The following is a 20,267-nucleotide window of genomic DNA, read 5'->3' as shown; positions in this document are numbered from 1 at the left end:
CCCCCCCCCCCCCCTCCCCCCCCCCCCCCCCCCCCCCCCCCCCCCCCCCCCCCCCCCCCCCCCCCCCCCCCCCCCCCCCCCCCCCCCCCCCCCCCACCCGAACTCCGCTGAACGGAGCCCGCGTTCCGCTATTACTGGCCGTACGTGTAGAACCCCGAGCCCGACTTGCGGCCGAGGCGTCCCGCGTCCACCATGCGCTGGAGCAGCGGGGGAGCGGCGTACAGCGGCTCCTTGTACTCCTCGTACATCGAGTACGCGACCGAGGCCACCGTGTCGAGACCGATCAGGTCGGACAGCTTGAGCGGGCCCATCGGGTGGGCGCAGCCCATCTCCATGCCGTTGTCGATGTCCTCGCGGCTCGCGATTCCCGACTCGAACATCCGGATCGCGGACAGGAGATACGGGATCAGCAGCGCGTTGACGACGAAGCCCGAGCGGTCCTGGGCGCGGATCGCGTGCTTGCCGAGCGCCTTCTCGGCGAACAGCTGGGCGCGGCCGATGGTGCCCTCGGAGGTGGTCAGCGCCGGGATCAGCTCCACGAGCTGCTGCACCGGGGCCGGGTTGAAGAAGTGGATGCCGATGACCTGGTCGGGCCGCGAGGTCGCGACGGCCAGCTTCACCAGCGGGATCGAGGAGGTGTTGGAGGCGAGGATCGCGTCCGGCCTGGTCACCACCTGGTCGAGCACCTGGAAGATCTCGGTCTTCACCTGCTCGTTCTCGACGACGGCCTCGATCACCAGGTCGCGGTCGGCGAACTCGCCGAGGTCCGTGGTGAAACTCAGCCGGTCCTGAGTGGCCTTGAGCTCGTCCGCGGAGATCTTTCCGCGCTCGGCCGCCTTGGACAGTGAGGTGAAGAGCCGGGTCCGGCCGATCTCCAGCGCTTCGCCGGTGGTCTCGGCGACCTTGACGTCCAGGCCGGCGCGGGCGCACACCTCGGCAATGCCCGCTCCCATCTGGCCGCAGCCCACCACTCCGACGCGTTCGATGTCGGTCACATCGTCCCCTTCGCTGATCCGCACTGCCTGGCAGGTCATCCGTTGTTCGGTCCCTGCTCCGAACGTGCACGTTACTCCCAAGTATCGATGATCGATCGTCGGGGTGGTGCATGCTGGGCACCGAGACGTTCCGTGACCGGACGGTTCCGCGGAGTAGGGGGTACGGATATGAGCCGACTGCCACGGCGGGCGTTCGCGGCGGCCGCGCTCGCGACGCTGTCGGGCTTCGGTACGGCGGGGGACGCCGTGGCCGCCCGGGGCCCGTCCTCGCCGCGCCGGTCGGCGGCCCCGCGTGCCGTGCGGGGCATGTGGCTGGCGACCGCCTCGCACCGCGACTGGCCCTCCCGCACCGGCCTGAGCCCCGCCCGCCAGCGCGCCGAACTGCTCGCGCGTCTCGACACGGCGGTACGCCTGCGCCTCAACACCGTGATCTTCCAGGTCCGTCCCGCCGCCGACGCGCTGTGGCCCTCGCCGTACGAGCCGTGGTCCCAGTACCTGACCGGCGTCCAGGGCAAGGATCCCGGCTGGGACCCGCTGGGCACCGCGGTGCGGGAGGCCCACGCCCGCGGCCTGGAACTGCACGCCTGGTTCAACCCGTACCGCGTCTCGGGGCAGCCGGACCCCGGCAGGCTCGCCCCCTCGCACCCGGCCCGCGTCCACCCGGACTGGGTCGTGCGGTACGGCGGGAAGCTCTACTACAACCCCGGACTGCCCCCGGTCCGGACGTTCGTCCGCGCCGCGATGCTCGACGCGGTGCGCCGGTACCCGGTCGACGGCGTGCACTGGGACGACTACTTCTACCCGTACCCGGTGGCCGGCGAGGACTTCGACGACGACGCGGCCTACGCCGAACACGGCGCGGGCTTCCCGGACCGAGCCGCCTGGCGGCGCCACAACATCGACCGGCTGGTGCTGGAGATGGCGGCGGGCATCAAGAAGGTCCGCCCCGGGGTCCGCTTCGGGATCAGCCCCTTCGGGGTCTGGCGCAACGCGTCGACCGACCCGCTCGGCTCGCCGACCCGGGCCGGCGTCGAGACGTACGACGACCTGTACGCAGACACCAGGAAATGGGTCAGGGAGCGCTGGATCGACTACATCTGCCCCCAGCTGTACTGGAACATCGGCTTCGCCGCCGCCGACTACGCGAAGCTGCTGCCCTGGTGGGCGCGGGTGGCCCGGGGCACGGGCGTACGGCTGTACGCGGGTGAGGCGCTCTACAAGGCGGGGGACCCGGCGCAGCCCGCGGCCTGGCAGGACCCGGCCGAACTCTCCCGGCACCTCGCACTGGCCGCGAGGTATCCCGAGGTGCGGGGTCACGTCTTCTTCGCGGCCAGGGAGGCCGGGGCGGACCGGACGGGCGCGATGGCACGCGTCGTCGCCGACCACTACCGACAGCCGGCGAAGCCCCCGCGCTGAGAGTCCGCCGGCCTGCCGGCATCCGTCCCGCTCGTCCTACTGCGGCATGTCCCGGTGGCGGATCTCGGAGTCCGGGCCAGGCGAGCACACAGCCTCGTGACCGTCCTCGAACCGCACGCGGTAGGGGGGAGAGCCTTCGGCTCCCATGACCTCGGTGATCTCCGCGACCTTGTCGTGCCGGCCGACGGTCCTGCCGTGCTGCACCAGCTGGTCGCCTTTGGTTGCGTGCATCTGAACGGTCTCCTCGTCCTGTACGGGAGTAACGGTTCGTGGCCTCAAGTCTACGGCCCAGGGCGCGGGTTGGCCCGGCCCGTGCGTGCGGGGGTCAGCTCCGCGCCCGCTGGGTGAGAGCGATACAGACGAGGACGGCGGCCGCCGTGAGGGGCGCCGCCGGGGTGAGCCGCTCGCCCAGGAGCAGTACCGACCACACCAGTGTGAGCAGCGGTTGGGCCAGCTGCAACTGGCTGGCCTTCGGGATCCCGATCGACGCCATCCCCCGGTACCAGACGACCAGTCCGAGGAACTGCGAACCGGCCGCGACCCACAGCAGCCCGGTCACGCTGTGCGCCGTCAGCCGCACCGGCTCGTACGACAGCGCCACCAGCGCGCCCGGCACGCTGAACGGCAGGCACAGGACCAGGGCCCAGCCGATGACCTGCCAGCCCGGCATCACCCGGGCCAGCCGGCCGCCCTCGGTGTAGCCCGCCGCGCAGATCAGCAGCGCCCCGAACAGGTAGGCGTCCGCCCCCGTCAGGGCGCCACCGCTCTGCTGCACGGTGAACGCGATCACCGCGGCCGCACCCGCGCAGGCCGCCAGCCAGAACATCCGCGACGGCCGCGCGCCGGTGCGCAGTGACGAGAACAGCGCCGTCGTGAGCGGCAGCAGCCCGACGACCACGGCGGCGTGGGCGGTGGTCGAGGTCCGCAGGGCGAGTGTCGTCAGCAGCGGGAAGCCGAGTACGACACCGGCGGCGACGACGGCGAGGCCCGCCAGGTGCCGCCGGTCCGGCAGGGGGACCCGCAGCGCGAGGAGGCAGCCGCCCGCGACGGCCGCCGCGAGGACGCAGCGCACGGCCACCAGCGACCAGGGGCCGAAGCCCTCCAGGCCCCAGGCGGTGGCGGGAAAGGTGAGGGAGAAGGCGGTGACGCCGAGGGCCGCCTGAAGGGTGCCCGAGCGGCGGTCCGCCGGCGCGGGACCCGGGGCGTCGGCCGTGGCTTCGGTGCCGGTGCTGACCGCTATCTCGGTTCGCTCGATAGCGCTACTCTCTGTTCTCATGCAAGAGCGTAGCAGTGTGGGAGATCTGGCGGGTCAGCTGCGACAGGAACTGAACCGCTACTCTCCAGGTGGAAAGCTGCCGTCGAGCCGGGCACTGGTCGAGCGGTTCCGGGTGAGTCCGGTGACGGTGTCCCGGGCACTGGCGCAGCTGGCCGCCGAGGGGCTCGTGGTCACCCGGCCCGGCGCGGGTGCCTTCCGGGCGCGGCCCCGGCCCGCCATCACGTCCACCGGGGACACGTCCTGGCAGGAGGTCGCGCTCAGCGCGGACGCCGCGGCCGAGGTCGTCCCCCGCACGGTGGACGCGTCCGGCGTCCTCGTCTCGCTCGCCGCGCCACCGCCCGGTGTCGTCGAGTTCAACGGCGGCTATCTGCACCCCTCGCTCCAGCCGGAACGGGCGATGGGCGCGGCCCTCGCCCGGGCGGGCCGCCGCCCCGGCGCGTGGTCCCGGCCGCCCATGGAGGGTCTGCCTGAACTGCGCGAGTGGTTCGCGCGGGGCATCGGCGGGGCCATCGGCGCCGCCGAGGTGCTGGTCGCCGCGGGCGGCCAGTCCGCCCTGACGACCGCCCTGCGCGCGCTCGCGCCGCCCGGCGCTCCGGTCCTGGTCGAGTCACCCACGTATCCGGGCATGCTGGCCATCGCCCGCGCCGCAGGTCTTCGCCCCGTTCCGGTCCCGGTGGATCCCGACGGGGTGAAGCCGGAGCTCCTCGCCGACGCCTTCAGGGCGACCGGCGCCCGGGTCTTCGTCTGCCAGCCGCTGTTCCAGAATCCGACCGGTGCCGTACTCGCGCCCGAGCGGCGGGGCGAGGTGCTGCGCATCGCGCGGAACGCCGGAGCCTTCGTCGTCGAGGACGACTTCGTACGCCGCCTGGTGCACGAGGACGCGGGCCCGCTGCCGCGTCCGCTGGCCGCCGAGGACCCGGACGGAGTCGTGGTGCACGTCGGTTCCCTGACCAAGGCGACCTCGCCGAGCTTCCGGGTGAGCGCACTGGCCGCGCGCGGTCCGGTGCTCGAACGACTGCGCGCCATCCAGGTCGTCGACACCTTCTTCGTACCACGCCCGCTCCAGGAGGCCGCGCTCGAACTCGTCGGCTCGCCGGCCTGGCCGCGTCATCTGCGCACAGTTTCAGCCGAGTTGAAGGCCCGACGCGACACGATGACCGCCGCGCTGCGGCTACGGCTCCCCGAACTCGCCCTGCCCCACGTGCCGTTCGGCGGCTACCACCTGTGGGCCGGGCTGCCCGACGGCACCGACGAGTCCGCACTCGTCGCCGCCGCCCTGCGCGCGGGCGTGGCCGTGACCCCCGGCCGCCCCTACTACAGCGCCGAACCCCCGGCCGCCCGGATCCGGTTGAGCTTCGCGGCGGTGGCGGGGACGGAGGAGATCACGGAGGGCGTACGGAGACTGGCAGCGGCGTGCGACGAGGTGCGGACCTGAGCCGGACGCGGCGGAACTCCGCGCCGGGCGGGGCCTAGCTCGACCCGGGCCGGACCCTGAACGGATGGAGTCGAGCCCTGCGTTGGGGGGAGCCGAGTGCTGCCCCGGATGGAGTCGAGCCCTGACCCGGCGGAGTCCCGACCTCGGGATCTCTCCGGGCGGTCCGAGTTTCGTGGATCGAGCTCTGCGTGCCTGGCCCGTTCGGCGGTGGCCGCGTCGGCGAGAAGATCGAATCCGTGGCGCCCGGACAGCCGGAGCACAGGCCGGGAGCCGATGGTCCAGTGAATATTCGGATACTCTGCGTAACCCCCTTGACCTGCGGAGTCCCGCGCTCCACGATCTGCGCATGCATCTTCGGGTCACGTTCGTCGCCGCCGCGCGCAGCTCCTCGCTGCTCGCGGAGCGCTTCGAGGACGACCGGCCGCTGGACCAGGCGGGATGGGAAGAAGCGCAGCGCGCCGCCGCCGGGCTGCTGCCGCTGGCGGCGGCCGAGCTTCGCTACTGCGCGCCGACGCCCCGCAGCCGGGCCACCGGTGACGTCCTCGGCTACGCCCCCCTGGTCCAACTCGCCCTGCGCGACTGCGACATGGGTCGGTGGCGCGGCTTCACCCTGGGGGAGGCCATGGCCCGCGAGCCCGAGGCCGTGGACTCCTGGCTGTCCGACCCGCGCTCCACACCCCACGGCGGCGAGAGCCTGCTGTCCTTCATCGCCCGCGTCGGCGCCTGGCTCGACACCCGGCCGTTCGACGACGGCGGCAGCATCGTCGCGGTGGCCGAGCCGGCGGTGGTCCGGGCCGCACTGGTCTACGCGCTGAAGGCGCCGCCGTCGACGTACTGGAACATCGATGTCCGCCCCTTGTCGGCGATCACCGTGACGGGCCGGTCGGGCCGCTGGAATCTGCGCTTCGACGGGGCGGCCACTCAGTCCAGGCGCGCGTAGCCGGTGGTGAGCACCAGATCCTTCGCGGGCCCCCGCACCCGCCAGACGGACCGCCAGTGCTGCTCGTCCCGGACGGTGAACTCGCCCCGGTAGAGGTCCGCCGCGCACGGATGGTCGGCGACGTACCGCCCGCTCGTCAGGTCCAGGTCGTGGAACGGGCGGCCGTCGGAGAACCGTACGAGCGCGGTCCCGGGGTCCTGCCCCGGCAGGAACCGCAGGGTCCGTTCGGCGGGCCGCGCCACGCCCCGCCACACGAAGGTGCCCGACTCGTGGTGCAACAGCCCCGCGTCCTCCAGCGGTCCCGCTTCTTCCAGCGGCCCGAAAACCGTCGTGCCGGTGAAGCGGCCCTCCGCGTCGCTCGCGAGATCCCGCACGGTGCGTTCCACTCGCCAGCTCCCGGCCAGGTACGTCAGTACGTCCCTCACCGGCCAGAACTCACCCATGCCGTCCCGCTCTCCGATGCGTCGTCATCGTCAGCTCACCCTGAGGATCAGGCGGCGGCAGGGCCGGCCGTGGGCTGCTGCCCGACCGGCAGCACCCCACGCTCGCCGAACACCTTCTTCGCGACCAGGGTCGCGTTCATCGCCTTCGGAATACCGCAGTAGACGGCGGAGTGCAGCAGCGCCTCGACGATCTGCTCCGGGGAAAGCCCCACGTTGAGGGACGCGTTGACGTGCACCTCCAGCTGGGTCTCGCACCCGCCGAGCGCGGTGAGCATGCCGAGGGTCACCAACTGGCGTTCGCGCGGGGCGAGTCCGGGCCGGTCGTAGATGTCGCCGAAGCCCCAGGCGACGATCTGGTGGCCCAGTTCGGGGTTGATGTCACCGAGCGCGGCGACCACTCGCCGACCGGCCTCGCCGTCCACTCGGTCGAGGACCTTCAGACCGTGCTCGAAACGCTCCTCGCGGGTGGTGGACCCGGTGTTCTCCACGGCGTCGCTCATATCGGGTCGTCCGATCCCGGCCGCTCCAGCAGCCGTTCGTAGTGGTCGATCTTGTCGTCGAGGGCGGACGCGTTCCGGCGCAGCGTCCGCATGCGGTCCTTGAGGTCGGCGCGGTGATCCCGGAGCATCGCCAGCCGGTCGGGGACCGTCACGTCGCCCCGGGAGCGCAGCTCCGCGAACCGCTGCATGTCCGCGATCGACATGCCGGTCTCCCGCAGCCGGATCAGGAACTCCAGCCAGGCCAGGTCCGCCGCCAGGTAACGCCGCTGGTTGCCGGTGGTCCGGCCGACCCGTTCGATCAGGCCGGCCTTCTCGTAGTACCGCAGCGTGTCGTGCGAGAGGCCGGTGCGCTCGACGACCTGGGCGATCGTGAGGGTCGGTTCCGTGGTGTGCGGGAGGGGCTGTCCGCTGGTCATGGAGAAACCGTAGAACCTGGAGTGTGCTCCAGGTCAAGCGCCGCCGGGGAGCGCGCTTCGTGAGCCCGGCCGACGCGCCCTCTCTGCCGGTCCTCGGACCTCACCGCGCTTCTGGGGCGTCAGGGCCGACGCGGGTGGGCCATCACTTCGACTCGGCCGGAACCGAATCGGCAACCCGATCAGGAGCCGGCGTCGGAGCCGCCGTCGAACCGGGATCCGGGACCGGATCAGGAGCTGCGGCGGGGCTTGCCGCGCTTGGCGCCGCCCTTCGGGCCGCCGGTACCGCTGCTGCGGGGATTCTTGGCCGTGGCCTTGCCGCCGCTCCTGCCGCCCGACTTGCCGGGTGCGGGCTTGCGTCGTGCGCCGCCACCCGAGTCGGACTTCCGGGGAGTGGACTTGGCCGCGCCCCGGTCCTTCTGCTGTGCCGCGGCCGGGGTCTGGGCGCGTCCGCGCGTGCTGTTGACCGTGCGGCCGCGCACGATGCCGATGAATTCCTCCACCAGATCGGTGGTCCGGTCCTCCGGCCAGGCCAGCGCGACGCGTGACTCGGGGGCGTCCGTGACCGTCCGGTACGTGAGGTCCTTGCGGTGGTGGAGACGGGCGAGGGACTGCGGAACCACCACGACCCCGATACCCGCCGCGACGAGCTCGACGGCATCCTCGGTGCTCGCGGGCCGCTCCAGCGCGGGCTTGCCCGGCAGCCGCTCCCAGTCCAGCGGGTCGTCGAGGGGGTGCAGCACGATGTCGTCCGCGAGGTCCTCGCCGGAGACCTGCTCGACCGCCGCCACGATGTGATCCTTGGGGACCACGACGACCGTCGTCTCGGTGTAGAGAGGGATCGCGCTCAGATCGGCCCGGTCGACCGGCAGCCGGACGAAGCCCGCGTCGGCGTCGCCGCGCCGCAGGACGTCGTACACCTCGGCGGCGGACACCGGGACCAGGGCCAGGGGTACGTCCGCCAGCCGCTCGTTCCAGATCCGCACCCACTTCGAGGGCGTCACCCCCGGAACGTAGGCGAGCCTGAACGCGGGGGATGCTTCGGAGCCGGTCACCACGTCAGATTACCCGGCGTGGCCATGGGTGCCGCACCCGGAATGGTCGGCGGGGGCCCGGGCGCTCGATACCCTTGACCCATGAGTTCGCACCAGACCGCCCAGACGATGAAGCCCGCCACCGCGGCGAAGAAGCTGGGTGTGTACCTCGAGGCCACCCCCGCCGAGTTCCAGGAGGGTGTTGTCTCCCGTGCCGAGCTGAACGCGCTGCAGACCGACCCGCCCGAGTGGCTCCAGGAGCTGCGCCGCACCGGCCCGCACCCGCGGCCGGTCGTCGCGGCCAAGCTCGGTGTCTCCATCGCGGGACTCGCCCGCGGCGGCGTCAGCGAGGCGCTCACCACCGAGCAGATCGAGGCGCTGAAGACGGAGGAGCCCTCGTGGCTGCGCCGCGAGCGCGCCACCCAGGCCGAGGCCCGCAAGGAAGCGGTACGCATCAAGGAGAAGAACGCGGAGCGCGACGCCAAGCGTTCCTGACCGGGGCGCCCGCCGGGGATCTGTCTCAGCCGTCGATCCCCGGGGCGCCGCGGCCGCCGGAGCCGGTCGTGCCGGGTGGGGAGCCCTGGCGTCCGCTCGTGTGGCCGTACGCCTCGACGAGCAGGTAGATCACCGCGCCCGGCGGGATCAGGAAGGTGACGACGGGGAACTGGAACGTGCCCGTCGCCTGGTGGGCGACATGTCGCCATGTGTCCGCATACGGTCCGCGGTCCGGCGCAGGGCCTCGGGCCCCGGTGGCGACGACCCGGCGAAGGCCGACCCGGACCGCCGGGAGCCCGCCGCGACGGAGGCGAGGAAGCTGCCGAGCCGGTTCTCTGGCCGCGGGAACGGGTCCGAGGTTCCTCGAAAGAGATCCGGGGGCGGTGTCGGATCGGGGCGGGGGCGTTCGTAGTACGGGTGAGAGGTCGCCCGCGAGGGGTGCCCGCACAGCACGGGAGACGATCCGAGATGCAGTACCTGGTTTCCGTGATCCATGACAAGGCGGACCTCGCCACCCCGGACGAGATGGCTGCGATCGACGTGTTCAACGACCGGCTCGTGGCCGAGGGGTACTGGGTCTTCGCCGCCGGCCTCGGGGCGCCCGGCACGGCCACGGTGATCGACAACCGCGGTGGGGAGGCGTTGTTCACCGACGGGCCCTTCCTGGAGTCGAAGGAGTACCTCGCCGGCTTCTGGATTCTCGAGGCTCCCGACCTCGACGTGGCGCTCGAGCTGGCGGCTGAGGGGTCCAAGGCATGCAATCGGAAGGTCGAGGTGCGGCCGGTCCTGTGAGCGTGACCGACGTCCAGGAGGCGATCACCCGGGCCCACCACGAGGAGTGGGCGCGGGTGGTCGCCGCCCTGGCCAGGCGTTTCGGTGACCTCGACATCGCCGAGGAGGCGGCGGCCGAGGCGTTCGCGACCGCCGTCGAGCGGTGGCCGGCCGATGGCGTACCGCCCAGTCCCGGCGCCTGGCTGACCACGACCGCCCACCGCAAGGCCATCGACCGGGTCCGGCGCGAGAACAAGCGCGGCGACAAGCAGAAGGAGGCTCAGATGTCGTACGACGACCCGCCCGAGCCTCTCGGCCCGATCGATGACGAACGGCTCCGGCTGATCTTCACCTGCTGCCACCCGGCGCTCGCGATGGAGGCCCGCGTGGCGCTGACGCTGCGCATGGTCGGCGGTCTGACCACGACCGAGATCGCCCGTGCCTTCCTGGTGCGGGAGAGCGCCATGGGGCAGCGGATCACCCGCGCGAAGGCCAAGACCAAGGCGGCTCGCATCCCCTGTCGGGTGCCCTCCGCGGAGGATCTCCCGGGACGCGTCTCCGGCGTACTCGCCGTCCTCTTCCTCGTCTTCAACGAGGGCTACCTGGCGACCGGCCCCGGCACCGATCCCGTACGTCACGACCTGACCGCCGAGGCGATCCGGCTCACGCGCCTGATCCGTGCCCTCATGCCGCAGGACGGGGAGGTGGCCGGACTGCTGGCACTGATGCTCCTCACCGAGGCCCGCCGTACCGCCCGGGTCTCACCGAGCGGCGAACTGGTCGCTCTCGACGAGCAGGACCGTGGAGCCTGGGACGCGGCTCTGATCACCGAGGGCCATCGGCTGGTACGGGAACGCCTGGCTACTGCCGCCGCCGGTGTGGCTCCGGGGCGCTACCAGATCCTGGCAGCGATCAACGCCGTGCACACCTTTGCCCGCGACGTACGAGACACCGACTGGTCGCAGGTCGTCGCCCTCTACGACCAGCTCGTCCGCATCGACCCCTCGCCGGTCGTCGCCCTCAACCGGGCCGTCGCGGTCGCCGAACTCGACGGCCCGGAGGTGGCGCTGGCGGCCGTAGACCGTCTCGAGGACGAACTCGCCGGCTATCACGCCTATCACGCGACCCGCGCCGGCCTGCTGCGTCGGCTGGGCCGCAGTCGGAAGTCGCGCGCGGCCTACGACAAAGCCATCGAGCTGGCGGGCAACACCGCCGAGACCGCCCATCTGACGCGCCGCCGCGACCAGTTGGGGCAGCGCCCCTCCGGGTGACCCGGCGACCGGGCGGAGAGAACACCCGTCCGCCAACTGGAGCTGGGAACAGCCCACTTGAAGTTCCGCACGCGGATCTCATGGCTCCCCGCGCCGAGAACAGGCCTGCGACCGTCACCGGGTGAGGCGCGAGGTGCGCGGGGTCGAACGGATTTCAAGCCCTCGTCCGGCCATGGCCGGGGGCGTACGTCGTGGTCCGCGAGCGAGTCGTCGAGGGTCCGCGTCAGGGCAGGGCGAGGACGCAGAACTCATGGCCCTCCGGGTCGGCCAGGCACGTCCACGCGACATCGCCCTGGCCGACGTCGAGGTCGGTGGCGCCGAGGGCCCGCAGCCGGGCGACCTCCGCCTCCTTGTCGTCTCCGGGGTACGGCAGCAGGTCGAGGTGGACGCGGTCCGGAACGGTCTTCGTGTCGGGCGTGCGGACGAACTCGAGATACGGGCCGGCATCCTCGGCGGAGCGCAGCACCGCGTGATCGTCGGTCACCTCGTGCAGGGTCCAGTCCATCGCCTCGTCCCAGAACCGGGCCATGGCCCGCGGATCCGCGCAGTCGACCACCACCCGGGCGATCGGTCCGGTGTCCCGGTAGGTCTCCCGAGGCTCCAGCACGCAGAACTCGTTGCCCTCCGGGTCGGCGAGGACCGTCCACGGCACACTGCCCCGGCCCACGTGGGCGGGCCTCGCACCGAGAGCCTTCAGGCGCGCGACCAACTCCGCCTGATGGGCCGCGGAGGTGGTGGCGAGATCGAGGTGCACACGGTTCTTTGTCGCCGTCTTGGGTTCCGGGACGGTCACGACGTCGACGCAGACGACGACCGGGTCCGGCCAGACGAAGCCGCCGACGGATCCGACGTCGCTCATGACGGGTCCGACGTCGGTCACGCCGGGTCCGACGTAGGTGATCGCGCCGGATCCCCCGCGGTAGGTACCCCAGCCGAGCGCCTCCGCCCAGAACCGGCCGACCGCCGAGACATCAAGAGCCTTTACGTTCAGCTGAACAGGTCGCAGTGCCATGCGGGCGATCGTATGCGCCCGCTCCGCAACGGCATCCGCAGTACCGTGGCCGACCAGGGATCAACTCTCGCTACCCCGCGTGCCGACGACAACGCCCAGTCGGGTCACATCAAGCGCCAAAGGGTCGACTCAGCCGCTCAGCCGCATCGGCCGGGGCAGCGCTCCGCGATGGGTGATTGCATAAACGTGCAGCGAAACGTATAGTCATGCCATCCAAGAGGAGGGTTCCATGGCGATGCGCGCGGCGGTGGCGGGAGCGAGTGGGTACGCGGGCGGGGAACTGCTGCGTCTCCTTCTGGCGCACCCCGAGATCGAGATCGGCGCCCTGACCGGCAACTCCAACGCGGGCGGCCGGCTCGGCGCGCTCCAGCCCCATCTGCTGCCGCTCGCGGACCGCGTCCTCGCGGAGACCACGCCCGAGGTGCTGGCCGGCCACGACGTGGTGTTCCTCGCGCTGCCCCACGGACAGTCCGCCGCGGTCGCCGAGCAGCTCGGCCCCGAGGTCCTGGTGGTCGACATGGGCGCCGACTTCCGGCTGAAGGACCCGGCCGACTGGGAGCGGTTCTACGCCTCCGCGCACGCCGGGACCTGGCCGTACGGCCTCCCCGAACTGCCGGGCGCCCGCGCCGCGCTGGAGGGGTCCAAGCGCATCGCGGTGCCCGGCTGCTACCCGACGGCCGCCTCGCTGGCCCTCTTCCCGGCGTACGCGGCCGGGCTGGCGGAGCCCGAGGCCGTGATCGTCGCGGCCTCCGGCACCTCGGGTGCCGGCAAGACGCCCAAGGCGCACCTGCTCGGCAGCGAGGTCATGGGGTCGATGACCCCGTACGGCGTCGGCGGCGTCCACCGGCACACCCCCGAGATGATCCAGAACCTCAGCGCGGCCGCCGGAGAGCCCGTCACCGTCTCCTTCACACCCACCCTCGCGCCCATGCCCCGCGGCATCCTCGCCACCTGCAGCGCCAAGGCGAAGCCGGACGTCACCGCCGAGTCCGTACGGGCCGCCTACGAGAAGGCCTTCGCCGACGAGTCCTTCGTCCACCTCCTCCCCGAGGGGCAGTGGCCCGCCACGGCGTCCGTCTACGGTTCCAACGCCGTTCAGGTCCAGGTCGCGTACGACGCCGCCGCGCACCGCATCATCGCGATCAGCGCCATCGACAACCTGACCAAGGGCACCGCGGGCGGTGCCGTCCAGAGCATGAACCTCGCCCTCGGCCTCCCCGAGGAGCTGGGACTTTCCACGATCGGAGTCGCACCGTGAGCGTCACGGCAGCACAGGGATTCACCGCGGCCGGGATTGCCGCCGGGATCAAGGAGAACGGCAACCCGGACCTGGCCCTCGTGGTCAACAACGGGCCCCGCCGCGCCGCCGCGGGCGTCTTCACCTCCAACCGTGTGAAGGCCGCGCCGGTCCTGTGGTCCGAGCAGGTCCTCAAGAGCGGCGAGTTGACCGCGGTCGTCCTCAACTCCGGTGGTGCCAACGCCTGTACGGGACCCAAGGGTTTCCAGGACACCCACGCCACCGCCGAGAAGGTCGCCGAGGCGCTCGGTGACACCGGCGCGGGCAGCGTCGCCGTGTGCTCGACCGGCCTCATCGGCGTGCTGCTGCCGATGGACAGGCTGCTTCCCGGCATCGATCTGGCGGTGGCCCAACTCGGCCCGCACGGCGGCGAGAAGGCCGCCATCGCCATCAAGACCACCGACTCCGTGCACAAGACCTCGGTCGTGACACGGCCCGGCTGGACCGTCGGCGGCATGGCCAAGGGCGCCGGCATGCTCGCCCCCGGCCTCGCCACCATGCTCGTCGTACTCACCACCGACGCGGACGTGGACAGCGCGACCCTCGACCGCGCGCTGCGCGACGCCACCCGTACGACCTTCGACCGCGTCGACTCCGACGGCTGCATGTCCACCAACGACACCGTGCTGCTGCTCGCCTCCGGGGCCGGCGAAGTCACCCCGGAGTACACGGAGTTCGCCGAGGCGGTCCGCGCGGTCTGCGACGACCTCGGTCAGCAGCTCATCCGCGACGCCGAGGGCGCCAGCAAGGACATCAAGGTGGAGGTCGTGGGCGCCGCGAGCGAGGACGACGCCGTCGAGGTGGGCCGCTCCATCGCCCGCAACAACCTCCTCAAGTGCGCGATCCACGGCGAAGACCCCAACTGGGGGCGCGTGTTGTCCGCGATCGGCACCACCAAGGCCGCCTTCGACCCGGACCGTCTCAATGTCGCCATCAACGGCGTCTGGGTCTGCAAGAGCGGCGGGGTCGGCGAGGACCGCGAACTCGTCGACATGCGCTACCGCGAGGTCCACATCGTCGCCGACCTCGCCGAGGGCGACGCGACCGCCGTGATCTGGACCAACGACCTCACCGCGGACTACGTCCACGAGAACAGCGCGTACTCCTCATGAGCAACCTGACCCGCAAGCACACCGCTCTGCCCAAGGCGCAGATCCTCATCGAGGCGCTGCCCTGGCTGACCCGGCACCGCGGCAAGACGGTCGTCGTCAAGTTCGGCGGCAACGCCATGATCGACAGTGAGCTGAAGGCGGCCTTCGCCCAGGACATCGTCTTCCTGCACCACGCGGGCCTCAAGCCGGTCGTCGTGCACGGCGGCGGTCCGCAGATCAGCGCCGCCCTCGACCGGCACGGCATCATCAGCGAGTTCAAGGCGGGCCTGCGCGTCACCACCGAGGACGCGATGGACGTCGTCCGCATGGTGCTGGCCGGACAGGTCCAGCGCGAGCTGGTCGGACTGCTCAACGAGCACGGACCGCTCGCCGTCGGTCTCACCGGCGAGGACGCGCACACCATCACCGCCACCAAGCACCAGCCCATGATCGACGGGGAGTTGGTCGACATCGGGCGGGTGGGCGAGATCACCGCGATCGACACGGGCGCGATCGAGGCACTGCTCGCCGACGGCCGTATCCCGGTCGTCTCCTCGATCGCCCGGAGCCAGGACGACGGACATGTCTACAACGTCAATGCTGATACGGCGGCTGCGGCACTCGCTGCCGCACTGGGTGCCGAGACCCTCATGGTCCTCACGGACGTCGAGGGCCTCTACGAGGACTGGCCGAACAGCGACGAGGTGATCAGCCGCCTCACCGCCACCCAGCTGGAGAAACTCCTTCCCGAGCTGGCCAGCGGCATGGTGCCGAAGATGGAGGGCTGTCTGCACGCCGTACGCAACGGCGTCACCACCGCCCGTGTCATCGACGGCCGGGTCCAGCACTCGATCCTGCTGGAGATCTTCACCGATGAGGGCATCGGCACGATGGTCGTGCCGGACGACGAGGAAGCGGGGGACGTCGCATGACCGGCAGCGTGACGAACGCGGAGCTCACCCAGCGGTGGCAGGGCGCGCTCATGGACAACTACGGCACCCCGCGACTGCCGCTCGTCCGCGGTGCCGGGACGAAGCTGTGGGACGCCGACGGCAACCAGTACCTCGACTTCGTCGGCGGCATCGCGGTCAACGCGCTCGGACACGGCCACCCCGCGATCGTCGAGGCCGTGACCCGCCAGATCGGCGCCCTCGGCCATGTCTCCAACCTCTTCGTCGCCGAACCGCCCGTCGCGCTCGCCGAACGGCTGCTCCAGCTCTTCGGGCGCGAGGGCCGGGTGTACTTCTGCAACTCGGGCGCCGAGGCCAACGAGGCCGCCTTCAAGATCGGCCGGCTGACCGGCCGGACCCACATGGTCGCCACCACCGGCGGCTTCCACGGGCGGACCATGGGCGCCCTCGCGCTCACCGGCCAGCCCGCCAAGCGGGAGCCCTTCCTGCCGCTGCCCGGCGACGTCACGCATGTCCCGTACGGCGACGCGCAGGCACTCGCCCAGGCGGTCACCGAGGACACCGCGCTGGTGATCATCGAGCCGATCCAGGGCGAGAACGGCGTGGTCGTACCGCCTCCCGGCTACCTCAAGGCCGCCCGGGCGATCACCGCCGCCCATGGCGCCCTGCTCGTCCTGGACGAGGTGCAGACCGGCATCGGCCGTACCGGCCACTGGTTCGAGTACCAGGCCCACGAAGGCGTCCTGCCCGACATCGTCACGCTCGCCAAGGGCCTCGGCGGCGGACTGCCGCTCGGCGCCACCGTCGCCTTCGGCCGCGCCGCCGGGCTGCTGGGACCCGGCCACCACGGCACGACCTTCGGCGGCAACCCGGTCGTCTGCGCCGCCGGACTCGCCGTGCTCGACACGATCGAGTCCGAGGGGCTCCTGGAGAACGTGAAGCGCGCCGGCGGGAAACTGCGGGACGGAATCGAGGGCGGCGACGGTTCCGGCCATCCGTTGATCGACCATGTCCGGGGTGCGGGACTGCTCCTGGGTATCGTGCTCACCGAGCCGCTCGCGCCCCAGGTGCAGCAGGCGGCTCAGGACGCCGGTTTCCTGGTGAACGTGCCCGCCCCCGATGTCGTACGGCTGATGCCGCCGCTGAACCTCGGCGATGACGAAGTGGACGCGTTCCTCCGGGCCCTTCCCGGCATCCTCGACGCAGCCAACGGGGACGGATGATCCAGGGAAATGGGACGACGACGATGAGTCAGGCGCAGGACCACGAGCACGCAGGGCCTGCCGTGCCGCAGACCCGCACCGCACGCCACCGCCGGATCGTGGACATCCTCAACCGGCAACCGGTGCGCTCGCAGAGCCAGTTGGCGAAGCTTCTCGCCGACGACGGGCTGAACGTCACCCAGGCGACGCTCTCCCGGGACCTCGACGAGCTGAACGCGGTGAAGATCCGCAACAACGACGGCGACCTCATCTACGCGGTACCGAGCGAGGGCGGGTTCCGCACCCCGCGCGCGCCGCTGGGGGAGTCGGCGAAGGAGGAGCGGATGCGCAGGCTCTCCATGGAGCTGCTGATCTCCGCGGAGGCCTCGGCGAATCTCGTGGTCCTGCGCACCCCGCCCGGGGCCGCGCAGTTCCTCGCCTCGGCGATCGACCAGGCCGAGCTGCACGACATCCTCGGGACGATCGCGGGGGACGACACCCTGCTGCTGATCAGCCGGGGGCCGACGGGCGGGCAGGCGCTGGCCGATCATCTGCTGCGGCTGGCCCAGAACGATCACTGACCCGTACGGCAGTGAGCACGACGGCGGAGGCGCGCCCCGAGCGGGGTACGCCTCCACCGTCGTATGCCGTGCCATACCAGCCGTGCCCTGACGCGGGTGCGGGTGGCGGTGTCGGCTTAGTGAGACCGGGCGGTCGTGAGGTCGTCCGCGCTGCCGAAGCGGGCCGGTCACCCGAGGCGCTGGGCGAGTCCCCCCGTGCATCTGACCTCGTCGCCCGCCGTGATGAGCAGTGCCTCCACGTCCGGGAGCGACTCCAGCCAGTCGAGACCGGCCCGTGAGCCCATCGCGAAGGCCGCCGTCGCCCAGGCGTCCACCCAGGTCAGGCGGGGGCCCACCACGGTCACGGCCAGCAGGTCGGTGACCGCGGACGTGCCGGTGCGCGGGTCGACGATGTGGGCGCCGCGCTCGGCGGTGCCGGAGGTCGCGACGGCCAGCTCGTCGACTCCGGCCGCGGAGACCACCGCGGCGAGCGAGCCCGGACGGAGCGGGTCGGACACGCCCACCCGCCAGGGGCGGTGCGGCCCGGGGACGCCGCACAGCTGGACGTCGCCGCCGCCGTTGACGCTCACCCCGCTCGCCCCGGCGGCGGTGAGGTGCCGGGCCGCGCGTTCGGCCGCCCAGCCCTTGACGATCCCCGTCGGGTCGAGCTGTCCCTCGTACCGCGTGCTGAACCAGCCGTCGCTGACCCGTTCCGCCTCGGCGCCGAGATCGAGCACCTCGGCCACCTCCGGGTCGCACTCCTCGACGGTGAGCTCTCCGCGTACCAGCCGCGAGATCTGGCTGTCCTCGCGGTACGTGCTGAACACCTCGTCCACACGGTGGAGTTGGGCGATCGCCTCCTCCAACGCCGTCCGTACGGCTTCGGGTTCTCCGCCGCGCACGTCGAAGGAGAAGACGGTGCCCATCACTTCCTCGGCATGGCGCAGCGCCTGCGGTGCGTCCTCCGCCGGCTCAGACACCGGCCTTGTCCAGAGCCGACTGGAGCGACTTCTTGTAGCCGCCGCTGGTGTAGGTCGCCCCCGAGACGGCATCGATCTGGGCACTGCCCGCCGAGACGGCTTCCTGGTTGAGCTTGGGCACCGCGAGCGCTGTCTTCTGGTCGCTGACACCGCCCTTGGGGGCCTGGACCGCCTCGGCCTTGGTGATCTTGTTGCCGGTGAGGGTGAGCCGGACCTGGACGGGGCCGTACTGGGTCTGGGCCACGGTCCCGGTGACGACACGCGCCTGAGCGGCCGGGGCCGGTGCGGACGCCCCGGCCTTTCCGGAGGAACCCGAGGACCCGGCGGACCCCGAGGAGCCCGCCGTGCCGCCGGCGGCCTTCGCCTTGTCCAGGGCCGACTGCAGGGACTTCTTGTAGCCCCCGCTGGTGTACGTCGCCCCCGAGACGGCGTCGATGTCGGCGCTCTGTGCCGTGACGGCTTCCTGGTTGAGCTTGGGCACCGAGAGGGCGGTCTTCTGGTCGCTGGTCCCGCCCTTGGGGGCCTGGACCGCGTCCGCCTTGGTGATCCTGCCGTCGACCATGGTCAGCCGCACCTGGACCGGGCCGTACTCGGTCCTCACCACGTCACCGGTGACGGTCTTGGTGCCCGACTGCTGAGCGGTGCCGCCCTGCGGCGATCCCTGCGCGGCCGCCGTCTGCTGGGGCGCCGCACCGGCCTGCGCCGACGCGGCGGACGGGTCGGACGCCGGCTTGAGCGCCAGCAGCAGCACTATTCCGGACACGGTGGCGGCGCTCGCGAGCACGAAGCGCCGAATGGGGTGACTCTTCTTCATCGTTCCTGACTCCCGTCGCTCACATCTCGAACGACTCGTGATGGATGCGGCGGGCGGGGACCCCCGCGCCGCGCAGTGCGTCGTACACCTGCTGTGCGAAGCCGGGCGGCCCGCACATGAAGACGTCGTGGTGGTCGATGTCGGGCAGCTTGCGGCGCAGGGAGTCCGCCGAGATGTCCGGCCGCTCGCCGTCGGGGCTGTTCACCGCGTACATCAGACGCGCGCCGCGTTCCTTGGAGATGGCGGCGAGTTCGTCCCACAGGGCCAGGTCCTGGGTGGTGTTGGCGCGGTAGAGGAGCGTCAGGTCGCCGGACGCGCCGGGGAGGGTCTCGAACAGCGCCCGCATCGGGGTGATGCCGACACCGCCCGCCACCAGGAGCACCTTGCCGCGACTGCGCTTGCCGGCCGTCAGCGCGCCGTACGGGCCCTCGGCCCAGACCCGGGTGCCCGGCTCCAGATCACGCAGGGCGGCGCTGTGGTCGCCGATCGCCTTCACGGTGATGCGCAGCATGTTGGGGCGGGGCGCCGCCGAGAGCGAGTACGGGTGGGAGCTGAAACGCATCCCGGGCGCCAGGAAGCGCCAGCGGAAGAACTGTCCGGCCTCCGCGCCCATCCGGTGCAGCTTGCGCCCGCTGATCAGCACCGACACGATGCCGGGCGTCTCCTCGATGACGGCCTGGACCCGCATCCGGTGCTTCAGGTTCAGCCGGATCGGAGAAAGGATTCGGTACCAGATGACCAGCGCGGTCACCGATCCGTAGAGCCCGTACCAGGCGGTCTTGGCGGCGGGTTCCACCGCGAAGTCGTTGCCGGTGGAGAGCTGGTGCCAGAACGTCAGGAACACCGCGGCGTACGTCAGCAGGTGGACGTGGTACCAGGTGTCGTACGGGATCAGCCGGCGCAGCCAGCCCACGGAGATGAACCCGATGAGCACGAGCAGACCCGTGCCGATCGCGGCTTTGCCCATGTCGGGCAGCTGGTTGACCGAGTCGATGGTCTGCTGCACGATCTGGCCGAGCCCCTTGCCGGACTGCAGGGCGTAGCCCCACATCGTCAGGAAGAGGTGGGCGAGGACCAGGCAGATGGTGTAGCGGCCGGTCATCGCGTGCCAGCGCGCCACCCGGTCGGATCCCACGCGGCGTTCGAGGGCGGGGACGCGGGCCATCTGCAGCACCACGAGCGCCATCAGATACCCGGCGAGCAGCCCGGTGATACGGCCGGCGTTGAGGATCCTGCTGTTGTTGTCAGCGATGGACGGGGTATCCATCCACCACAGCCAGATGACCGCCGCGGCGCCGGCCCAGACGGCGAGCAGCAACGGGACGGCGGGCGAGCGGCGAGGGCGGATTCGGCGCATGGTCTGGCGCCGCGCGGCGCGGCCACCGGCGATCGTGGACACGGTTCCTCCGTG

Annotated in this window: 22 protein-coding genes; 11 read left to right on the top strand and 11 right to left on the bottom strand. The window is 71.8% G+C overall.

Going from position 1 to position 20,267, the window contains the following annotated elements:
- Window positions 1-131: 131 nt before the first annotated feature.
- Window positions 132-1,034: a 3-hydroxybutyryl-CoA dehydrogenase gene (locus tag ACZ6KY_RS17125; protein WP_469311083.1), complete on the bottom strand. Its 903-nt coding sequence runs from the start codon at window positions 1,032-1,034 to the stop codon at window positions 132-134.
- Window positions 1,035-1,163: 129 nt separating this feature from the next.
- On the opposite strand from ACZ6KY_RS17125, the gene ACZ6KY_RS17120 reads away from it, so the two are divergent.
- Entirely contained in the window at window positions 1,164-2,411 is a 1,248-nt protein-coding gene (locus tag ACZ6KY_RS17120; protein WP_469311082.1) for a glycoside hydrolase family 10-like protein, read from the top strand.
- Window positions 2,412-2,447: 36 nt separating this feature from the next.
- On the opposite strand, the gene ACZ6KY_RS17115 is transcribed toward ACZ6KY_RS17120, so the two are convergent.
- A complete protein-coding gene (locus ACZ6KY_RS17115; protein WP_469311081.1) occupies window positions 2,448-2,642 on the bottom strand; it encodes a DUF1918 domain-containing protein in 195 nt (64 codons plus the stop codon).
- A 94-nt stretch (window positions 2,643-2,736) separates the two neighbouring features.
- A complete protein-coding gene (locus ACZ6KY_RS17110) occupies window positions 2,737-3,687 on the bottom strand; it encodes a DMT family transporter (RefSeq protein ID WP_469311080.1) in 951 nt (316 codons plus the stop codon).
- On the opposite strand from ACZ6KY_RS17110, the gene ACZ6KY_RS17105 reads away from it, so the two are divergent.
- Together ACZ6KY_RS17105 and ACZ6KY_RS17100 are read left to right on the top strand one after the other, a co-directional pair.
- Window positions 3,686-5,122 carry an aminotransferase-like domain-containing protein gene (locus ACZ6KY_RS17105; protein WP_469311079.1) on the top strand — a complete coding sequence of 479 codons (1,437 nt, stop codon included), beginning with the start codon at window positions 3,686-3,688 and terminating at the stop codon, window positions 5,120-5,122. The two genes, ACZ6KY_RS17110 and ACZ6KY_RS17105, sit on opposite strands and share 2 nt — an antisense overlap.
- Window positions 5,123-5,468: 346 nt before the next feature.
- Window positions 5,469-6,062 (top strand): histidine phosphatase family protein, encoded by a 594-nt coding sequence (locus ACZ6KY_RS17100; RefSeq protein WP_469311078.1) that lies wholly within the window; start codon window positions 5,469-5,471, stop codon window positions 6,060-6,062.
- On the opposite strand, the gene ACZ6KY_RS17095 is transcribed toward ACZ6KY_RS17100, so the two are convergent.
- From ACZ6KY_RS17095 to ACZ6KY_RS17080, 4 genes are all read right to left on the bottom strand, one after another.
- A complete protein-coding gene (locus tag ACZ6KY_RS17095; protein ID WP_469311077.1) occupies window positions 6,044-6,505 on the bottom strand; it encodes a DUF6314 family protein in 462 nt (153 codons plus the stop codon). The two genes, ACZ6KY_RS17100 and ACZ6KY_RS17095, sit on opposite strands and share 19 nt — an antisense overlap.
- Before the next feature lie 47 nt (window positions 6,506-6,552).
- On the bottom strand, window positions 6,553-7,005 hold the full coding sequence (locus tag ACZ6KY_RS17090; protein ID WP_469311076.1) for a carboxymuconolactone decarboxylase family protein: 453 nt from the start codon (window positions 7,003-7,005) through the stop codon (window positions 6,553-6,555).
- Window positions 7,002-7,421, bottom strand: a complete 420-nt coding sequence (locus tag ACZ6KY_RS17085) for a MerR family transcriptional regulator (protein WP_469311075.1) — start codon at window positions 7,419-7,421, stop codon at window positions 7,002-7,004. Before ACZ6KY_RS17085 ends, ACZ6KY_RS17090 begins: the two co-directional genes overlap by 4 nt.
- A 227-nt stretch (window positions 7,422-7,648) precedes the next feature.
- Window positions 7,649-8,473, bottom strand: a complete 825-nt coding sequence (locus tag ACZ6KY_RS17080) for a LysR family transcriptional regulator substrate-binding protein (protein WP_469311074.1) — start codon at window positions 8,471-8,473, stop codon at window positions 7,649-7,651.
- Between the two features lie 81 nt (window positions 8,474-8,554).
- Between ACZ6KY_RS17080 and ACZ6KY_RS17075 the strand changes: the two genes are divergently transcribed.
- From ACZ6KY_RS17075 to ACZ6KY_RS17065, 3 genes are all read left to right on the top strand, one after another.
- Window positions 8,555-8,947 carry a DUF5997 family protein gene (locus tag ACZ6KY_RS17075; protein ID WP_469311073.1) on the top strand — a complete coding sequence of 131 codons (393 nt, stop codon included), beginning with the start codon at window positions 8,555-8,557 and terminating at the stop codon, window positions 8,945-8,947.
- A 468-nt stretch (window positions 8,948-9,415) separates the two neighbouring features.
- Complete coding sequence (locus ACZ6KY_RS17070) at window positions 9,416-9,739, top strand: YciI family protein (protein WP_469311072.1); 324 nt, start codon at window positions 9,416-9,418, stop codon at window positions 9,737-9,739.
- Complete coding sequence (locus tag ACZ6KY_RS17065) at window positions 9,703-10,989, top strand: RNA polymerase sigma factor (protein ID WP_469311071.1); 1,287 nt, start codon at window positions 9,703-9,705, stop codon at window positions 10,987-10,989. Before ACZ6KY_RS17070 ends, ACZ6KY_RS17065 begins: the two co-directional genes overlap by 37 nt.
- Window positions 10,990-11,212: 223 nt before the next feature.
- Here ACZ6KY_RS17065 and ACZ6KY_RS17060 read toward each other — a convergent pair whose 3' ends face one another.
- The gene (locus ACZ6KY_RS17060) at window positions 11,213-12,001 is read right to left on the bottom strand and encodes a VOC family protein (protein ID WP_469311070.1); all 789 of its coding nucleotides are present in this window, start codon (window positions 11,999-12,001) and stop codon (window positions 11,213-11,215) included.
- A gap of 229 nt (window positions 12,002-12,230) precedes the next feature.
- Here ACZ6KY_RS17060 and argC point away from each other — a divergent pair, with 229 nt between their 5' ends.
- From argC to ACZ6KY_RS17035, 5 genes are read left to right on the top strand one after another with little or no spacing between them, the layout of a single operon-like run.
- On the top strand, window positions 12,231-13,259 hold the full coding sequence (gene argC / locus ACZ6KY_RS17055) for an N-acetyl-gamma-glutamyl-phosphate reductase (protein ID WP_469311069.1): 1,029 nt from the start codon (window positions 12,231-12,233) through the stop codon (window positions 13,257-13,259).
- Window positions 13,256-14,410 carry a bifunctional glutamate N-acetyltransferase/amino-acid acetyltransferase ArgJ gene (argJ, locus tag ACZ6KY_RS17050; RefSeq protein ID WP_469311068.1) on the top strand — a complete coding sequence of 385 codons (1,155 nt, stop codon included), beginning with the start codon at window positions 13,256-13,258 and terminating at the stop codon, window positions 14,408-14,410. Before argC ends, argJ begins: the two co-directional genes overlap by 4 nt.
- Complete coding sequence (gene argB / locus ACZ6KY_RS17045) at window positions 14,407-15,321, top strand: acetylglutamate kinase (protein ID WP_469311067.1); 915 nt, start codon at window positions 14,407-14,409, stop codon at window positions 15,319-15,321. Before argJ ends, argB begins: the two co-directional genes overlap by 4 nt.
- Window positions 15,318-16,523 carry an acetylornithine transaminase gene (locus ACZ6KY_RS17040; RefSeq protein WP_469311066.1) on the top strand — a complete coding sequence of 402 codons (1,206 nt, stop codon included), beginning with the start codon at window positions 15,318-15,320 and terminating at the stop codon, window positions 16,521-16,523. Before argB ends, ACZ6KY_RS17040 begins: the two co-directional genes overlap by 4 nt.
- A gap of 23 nt (window positions 16,524-16,546) precedes the next feature.
- Window positions 16,547-17,083 carry an arginine repressor gene (locus tag ACZ6KY_RS17035; protein WP_469311065.1) on the top strand — a complete coding sequence of 179 codons (537 nt, stop codon included), beginning with the start codon at window positions 16,547-16,549 and terminating at the stop codon, window positions 17,081-17,083.
- Window positions 17,084-17,250: 167 nt separating this feature from the next.
- Here ACZ6KY_RS17035 and ACZ6KY_RS17030 read toward each other — a convergent pair whose 3' ends face one another.
- From ACZ6KY_RS17030 to ACZ6KY_RS17020, 3 genes are read right to left on the bottom strand one after another with little or no spacing between them, the layout of a single operon-like run.
- Window positions 17,251-18,042, bottom strand: a complete 792-nt coding sequence (locus ACZ6KY_RS17030; RefSeq protein WP_469311064.1) for an FAD:protein FMN transferase — start codon at window positions 18,040-18,042, stop codon at window positions 17,251-17,253.
- The gene (locus ACZ6KY_RS17025; protein ID WP_469311063.1) at window positions 18,035-18,856 is read right to left on the bottom strand and encodes an FMN-binding protein; all 822 of its coding nucleotides are present in this window, start codon (window positions 18,854-18,856) and stop codon (window positions 18,035-18,037) included. The genes ACZ6KY_RS17030 and ACZ6KY_RS17025 overlap by 8 nt, the downstream gene beginning before the upstream one ends.
- A 19-nt stretch (window positions 18,857-18,875) precedes the next feature.
- Window positions 18,876-20,213: a ferredoxin reductase family protein gene (locus ACZ6KY_RS17020; RefSeq protein WP_469311092.1), complete on the bottom strand. Its 1,338-nt coding sequence runs from the start codon at window positions 20,211-20,213 to the stop codon at window positions 18,876-18,878.
- Window positions 20,214-20,267 lie beyond the last annotated feature (54 nt).

It is taken from the genome of Streptomyces sp. NPDC042002 (assembly GCF_055588305.1).
The sequence above is the reverse complement of the archived record's forward strand: the minus strand, read 5'-3'. Positions and strand labels throughout refer to the sequence as shown.

Excerpts from the sequence above, each read along its gene's own strand:
- ACZ6KY_RS17125 (WP_469311083.1), bottom strand. The coding sequence starts at position 1,034 with ATGACCTGCCAGGCAGTGCGGATCAGCGAAGGGGACGATGTGACCGAC.
- ACZ6KY_RS17120 (WP_469311082.1), top strand. The coding sequence starts at position 1,164 with ATGAGCCGACTGCCACGGCGGGCGTTCGCGGCGGCCGCGCTCGCGACG.
- ACZ6KY_RS17115 (WP_469311081.1), bottom strand. The coding sequence starts at position 2,642 with ATGCACGCAACCAAAGGCGACCAGCTGGTGCAGCACGGCAGGACCGTC.
- ACZ6KY_RS17105 (WP_469311079.1), top strand. The coding sequence starts at position 3,686 with ATGCAAGAGCGTAGCAGTGTGGGAGATCTGGCGGGTCAGCTGCGACAG.
- ACZ6KY_RS17110 (WP_469311080.1), bottom strand. The coding sequence starts at position 3,687 with ATGAGAACAGAGAGTAGCGCTATCGAGCGAACCGAGATAGCGGTCAGC.
- ACZ6KY_RS17100 (WP_469311078.1), top strand. The coding sequence starts at position 5,469 with ATGCATCTTCGGGTCACGTTCGTCGCCGCCGCGCGCAGCTCCTCGCTG.
- ACZ6KY_RS17095 (WP_469311077.1), bottom strand. The coding sequence starts at position 6,505 with ATGGGTGAGTTCTGGCCGGTGAGGGACGTACTGACGTACCTGGCCGGG.
- ACZ6KY_RS17090 (WP_469311076.1), bottom strand. The coding sequence starts at position 7,005 with ATGAGCGACGCCGTGGAGAACACCGGGTCCACCACCCGCGAGGAGCGT.
- ACZ6KY_RS17085 (WP_469311075.1), bottom strand. The coding sequence starts at position 7,421 with ATGACCAGCGGACAGCCCCTCCCGCACACCACGGAACCGACCCTCACG.
- ACZ6KY_RS17075 (WP_469311073.1), top strand. The coding sequence starts at position 8,555 with ATGAGTTCGCACCAGACCGCCCAGACGATGAAGCCCGCCACCGCGGCG.
- ACZ6KY_RS17070 (WP_469311072.1), top strand. The coding sequence starts at position 9,416 with ATGCAGTACCTGGTTTCCGTGATCCATGACAAGGCGGACCTCGCCACC.
- ACZ6KY_RS17065 (WP_469311071.1), top strand. The coding sequence starts at position 9,703 with ATGCAATCGGAAGGTCGAGGTGCGGCCGGTCCTGTGAGCGTGACCGAC.
- ACZ6KY_RS17060 (WP_469311070.1), bottom strand. The coding sequence starts at position 12,001 with ATGGCACTGCGACCTGTTCAGCTGAACGTAAAGGCTCTTGATGTCTCG.
- argC (WP_469311069.1), top strand. The coding sequence starts at position 12,231 with ATGGCGATGCGCGCGGCGGTGGCGGGAGCGAGTGGGTACGCGGGCGGG.
- argB (WP_469311067.1), top strand. The coding sequence starts at position 14,407 with ATGAGCAACCTGACCCGCAAGCACACCGCTCTGCCCAAGGCGCAGATC.
- ACZ6KY_RS17040 (WP_469311066.1), top strand. The coding sequence starts at position 15,318 with ATGACCGGCAGCGTGACGAACGCGGAGCTCACCCAGCGGTGGCAGGGC.
- ACZ6KY_RS17035 (WP_469311065.1), top strand. The coding sequence starts at position 16,547 with ATGAGTCAGGCGCAGGACCACGAGCACGCAGGGCCTGCCGTGCCGCAG.
- ACZ6KY_RS17025 (WP_469311063.1), bottom strand. The coding sequence starts at position 18,856 with ATGAAGAAGAGTCACCCCATTCGGCGCTTCGTGCTCGCGAGCGCCGCC.
- ACZ6KY_RS17020 (WP_469311092.1), bottom strand. The coding sequence starts at position 20,213 with ATGCGCCGAATCCGCCCTCGCCGCTCGCCCGCCGTCCCGTTGCTGCTC.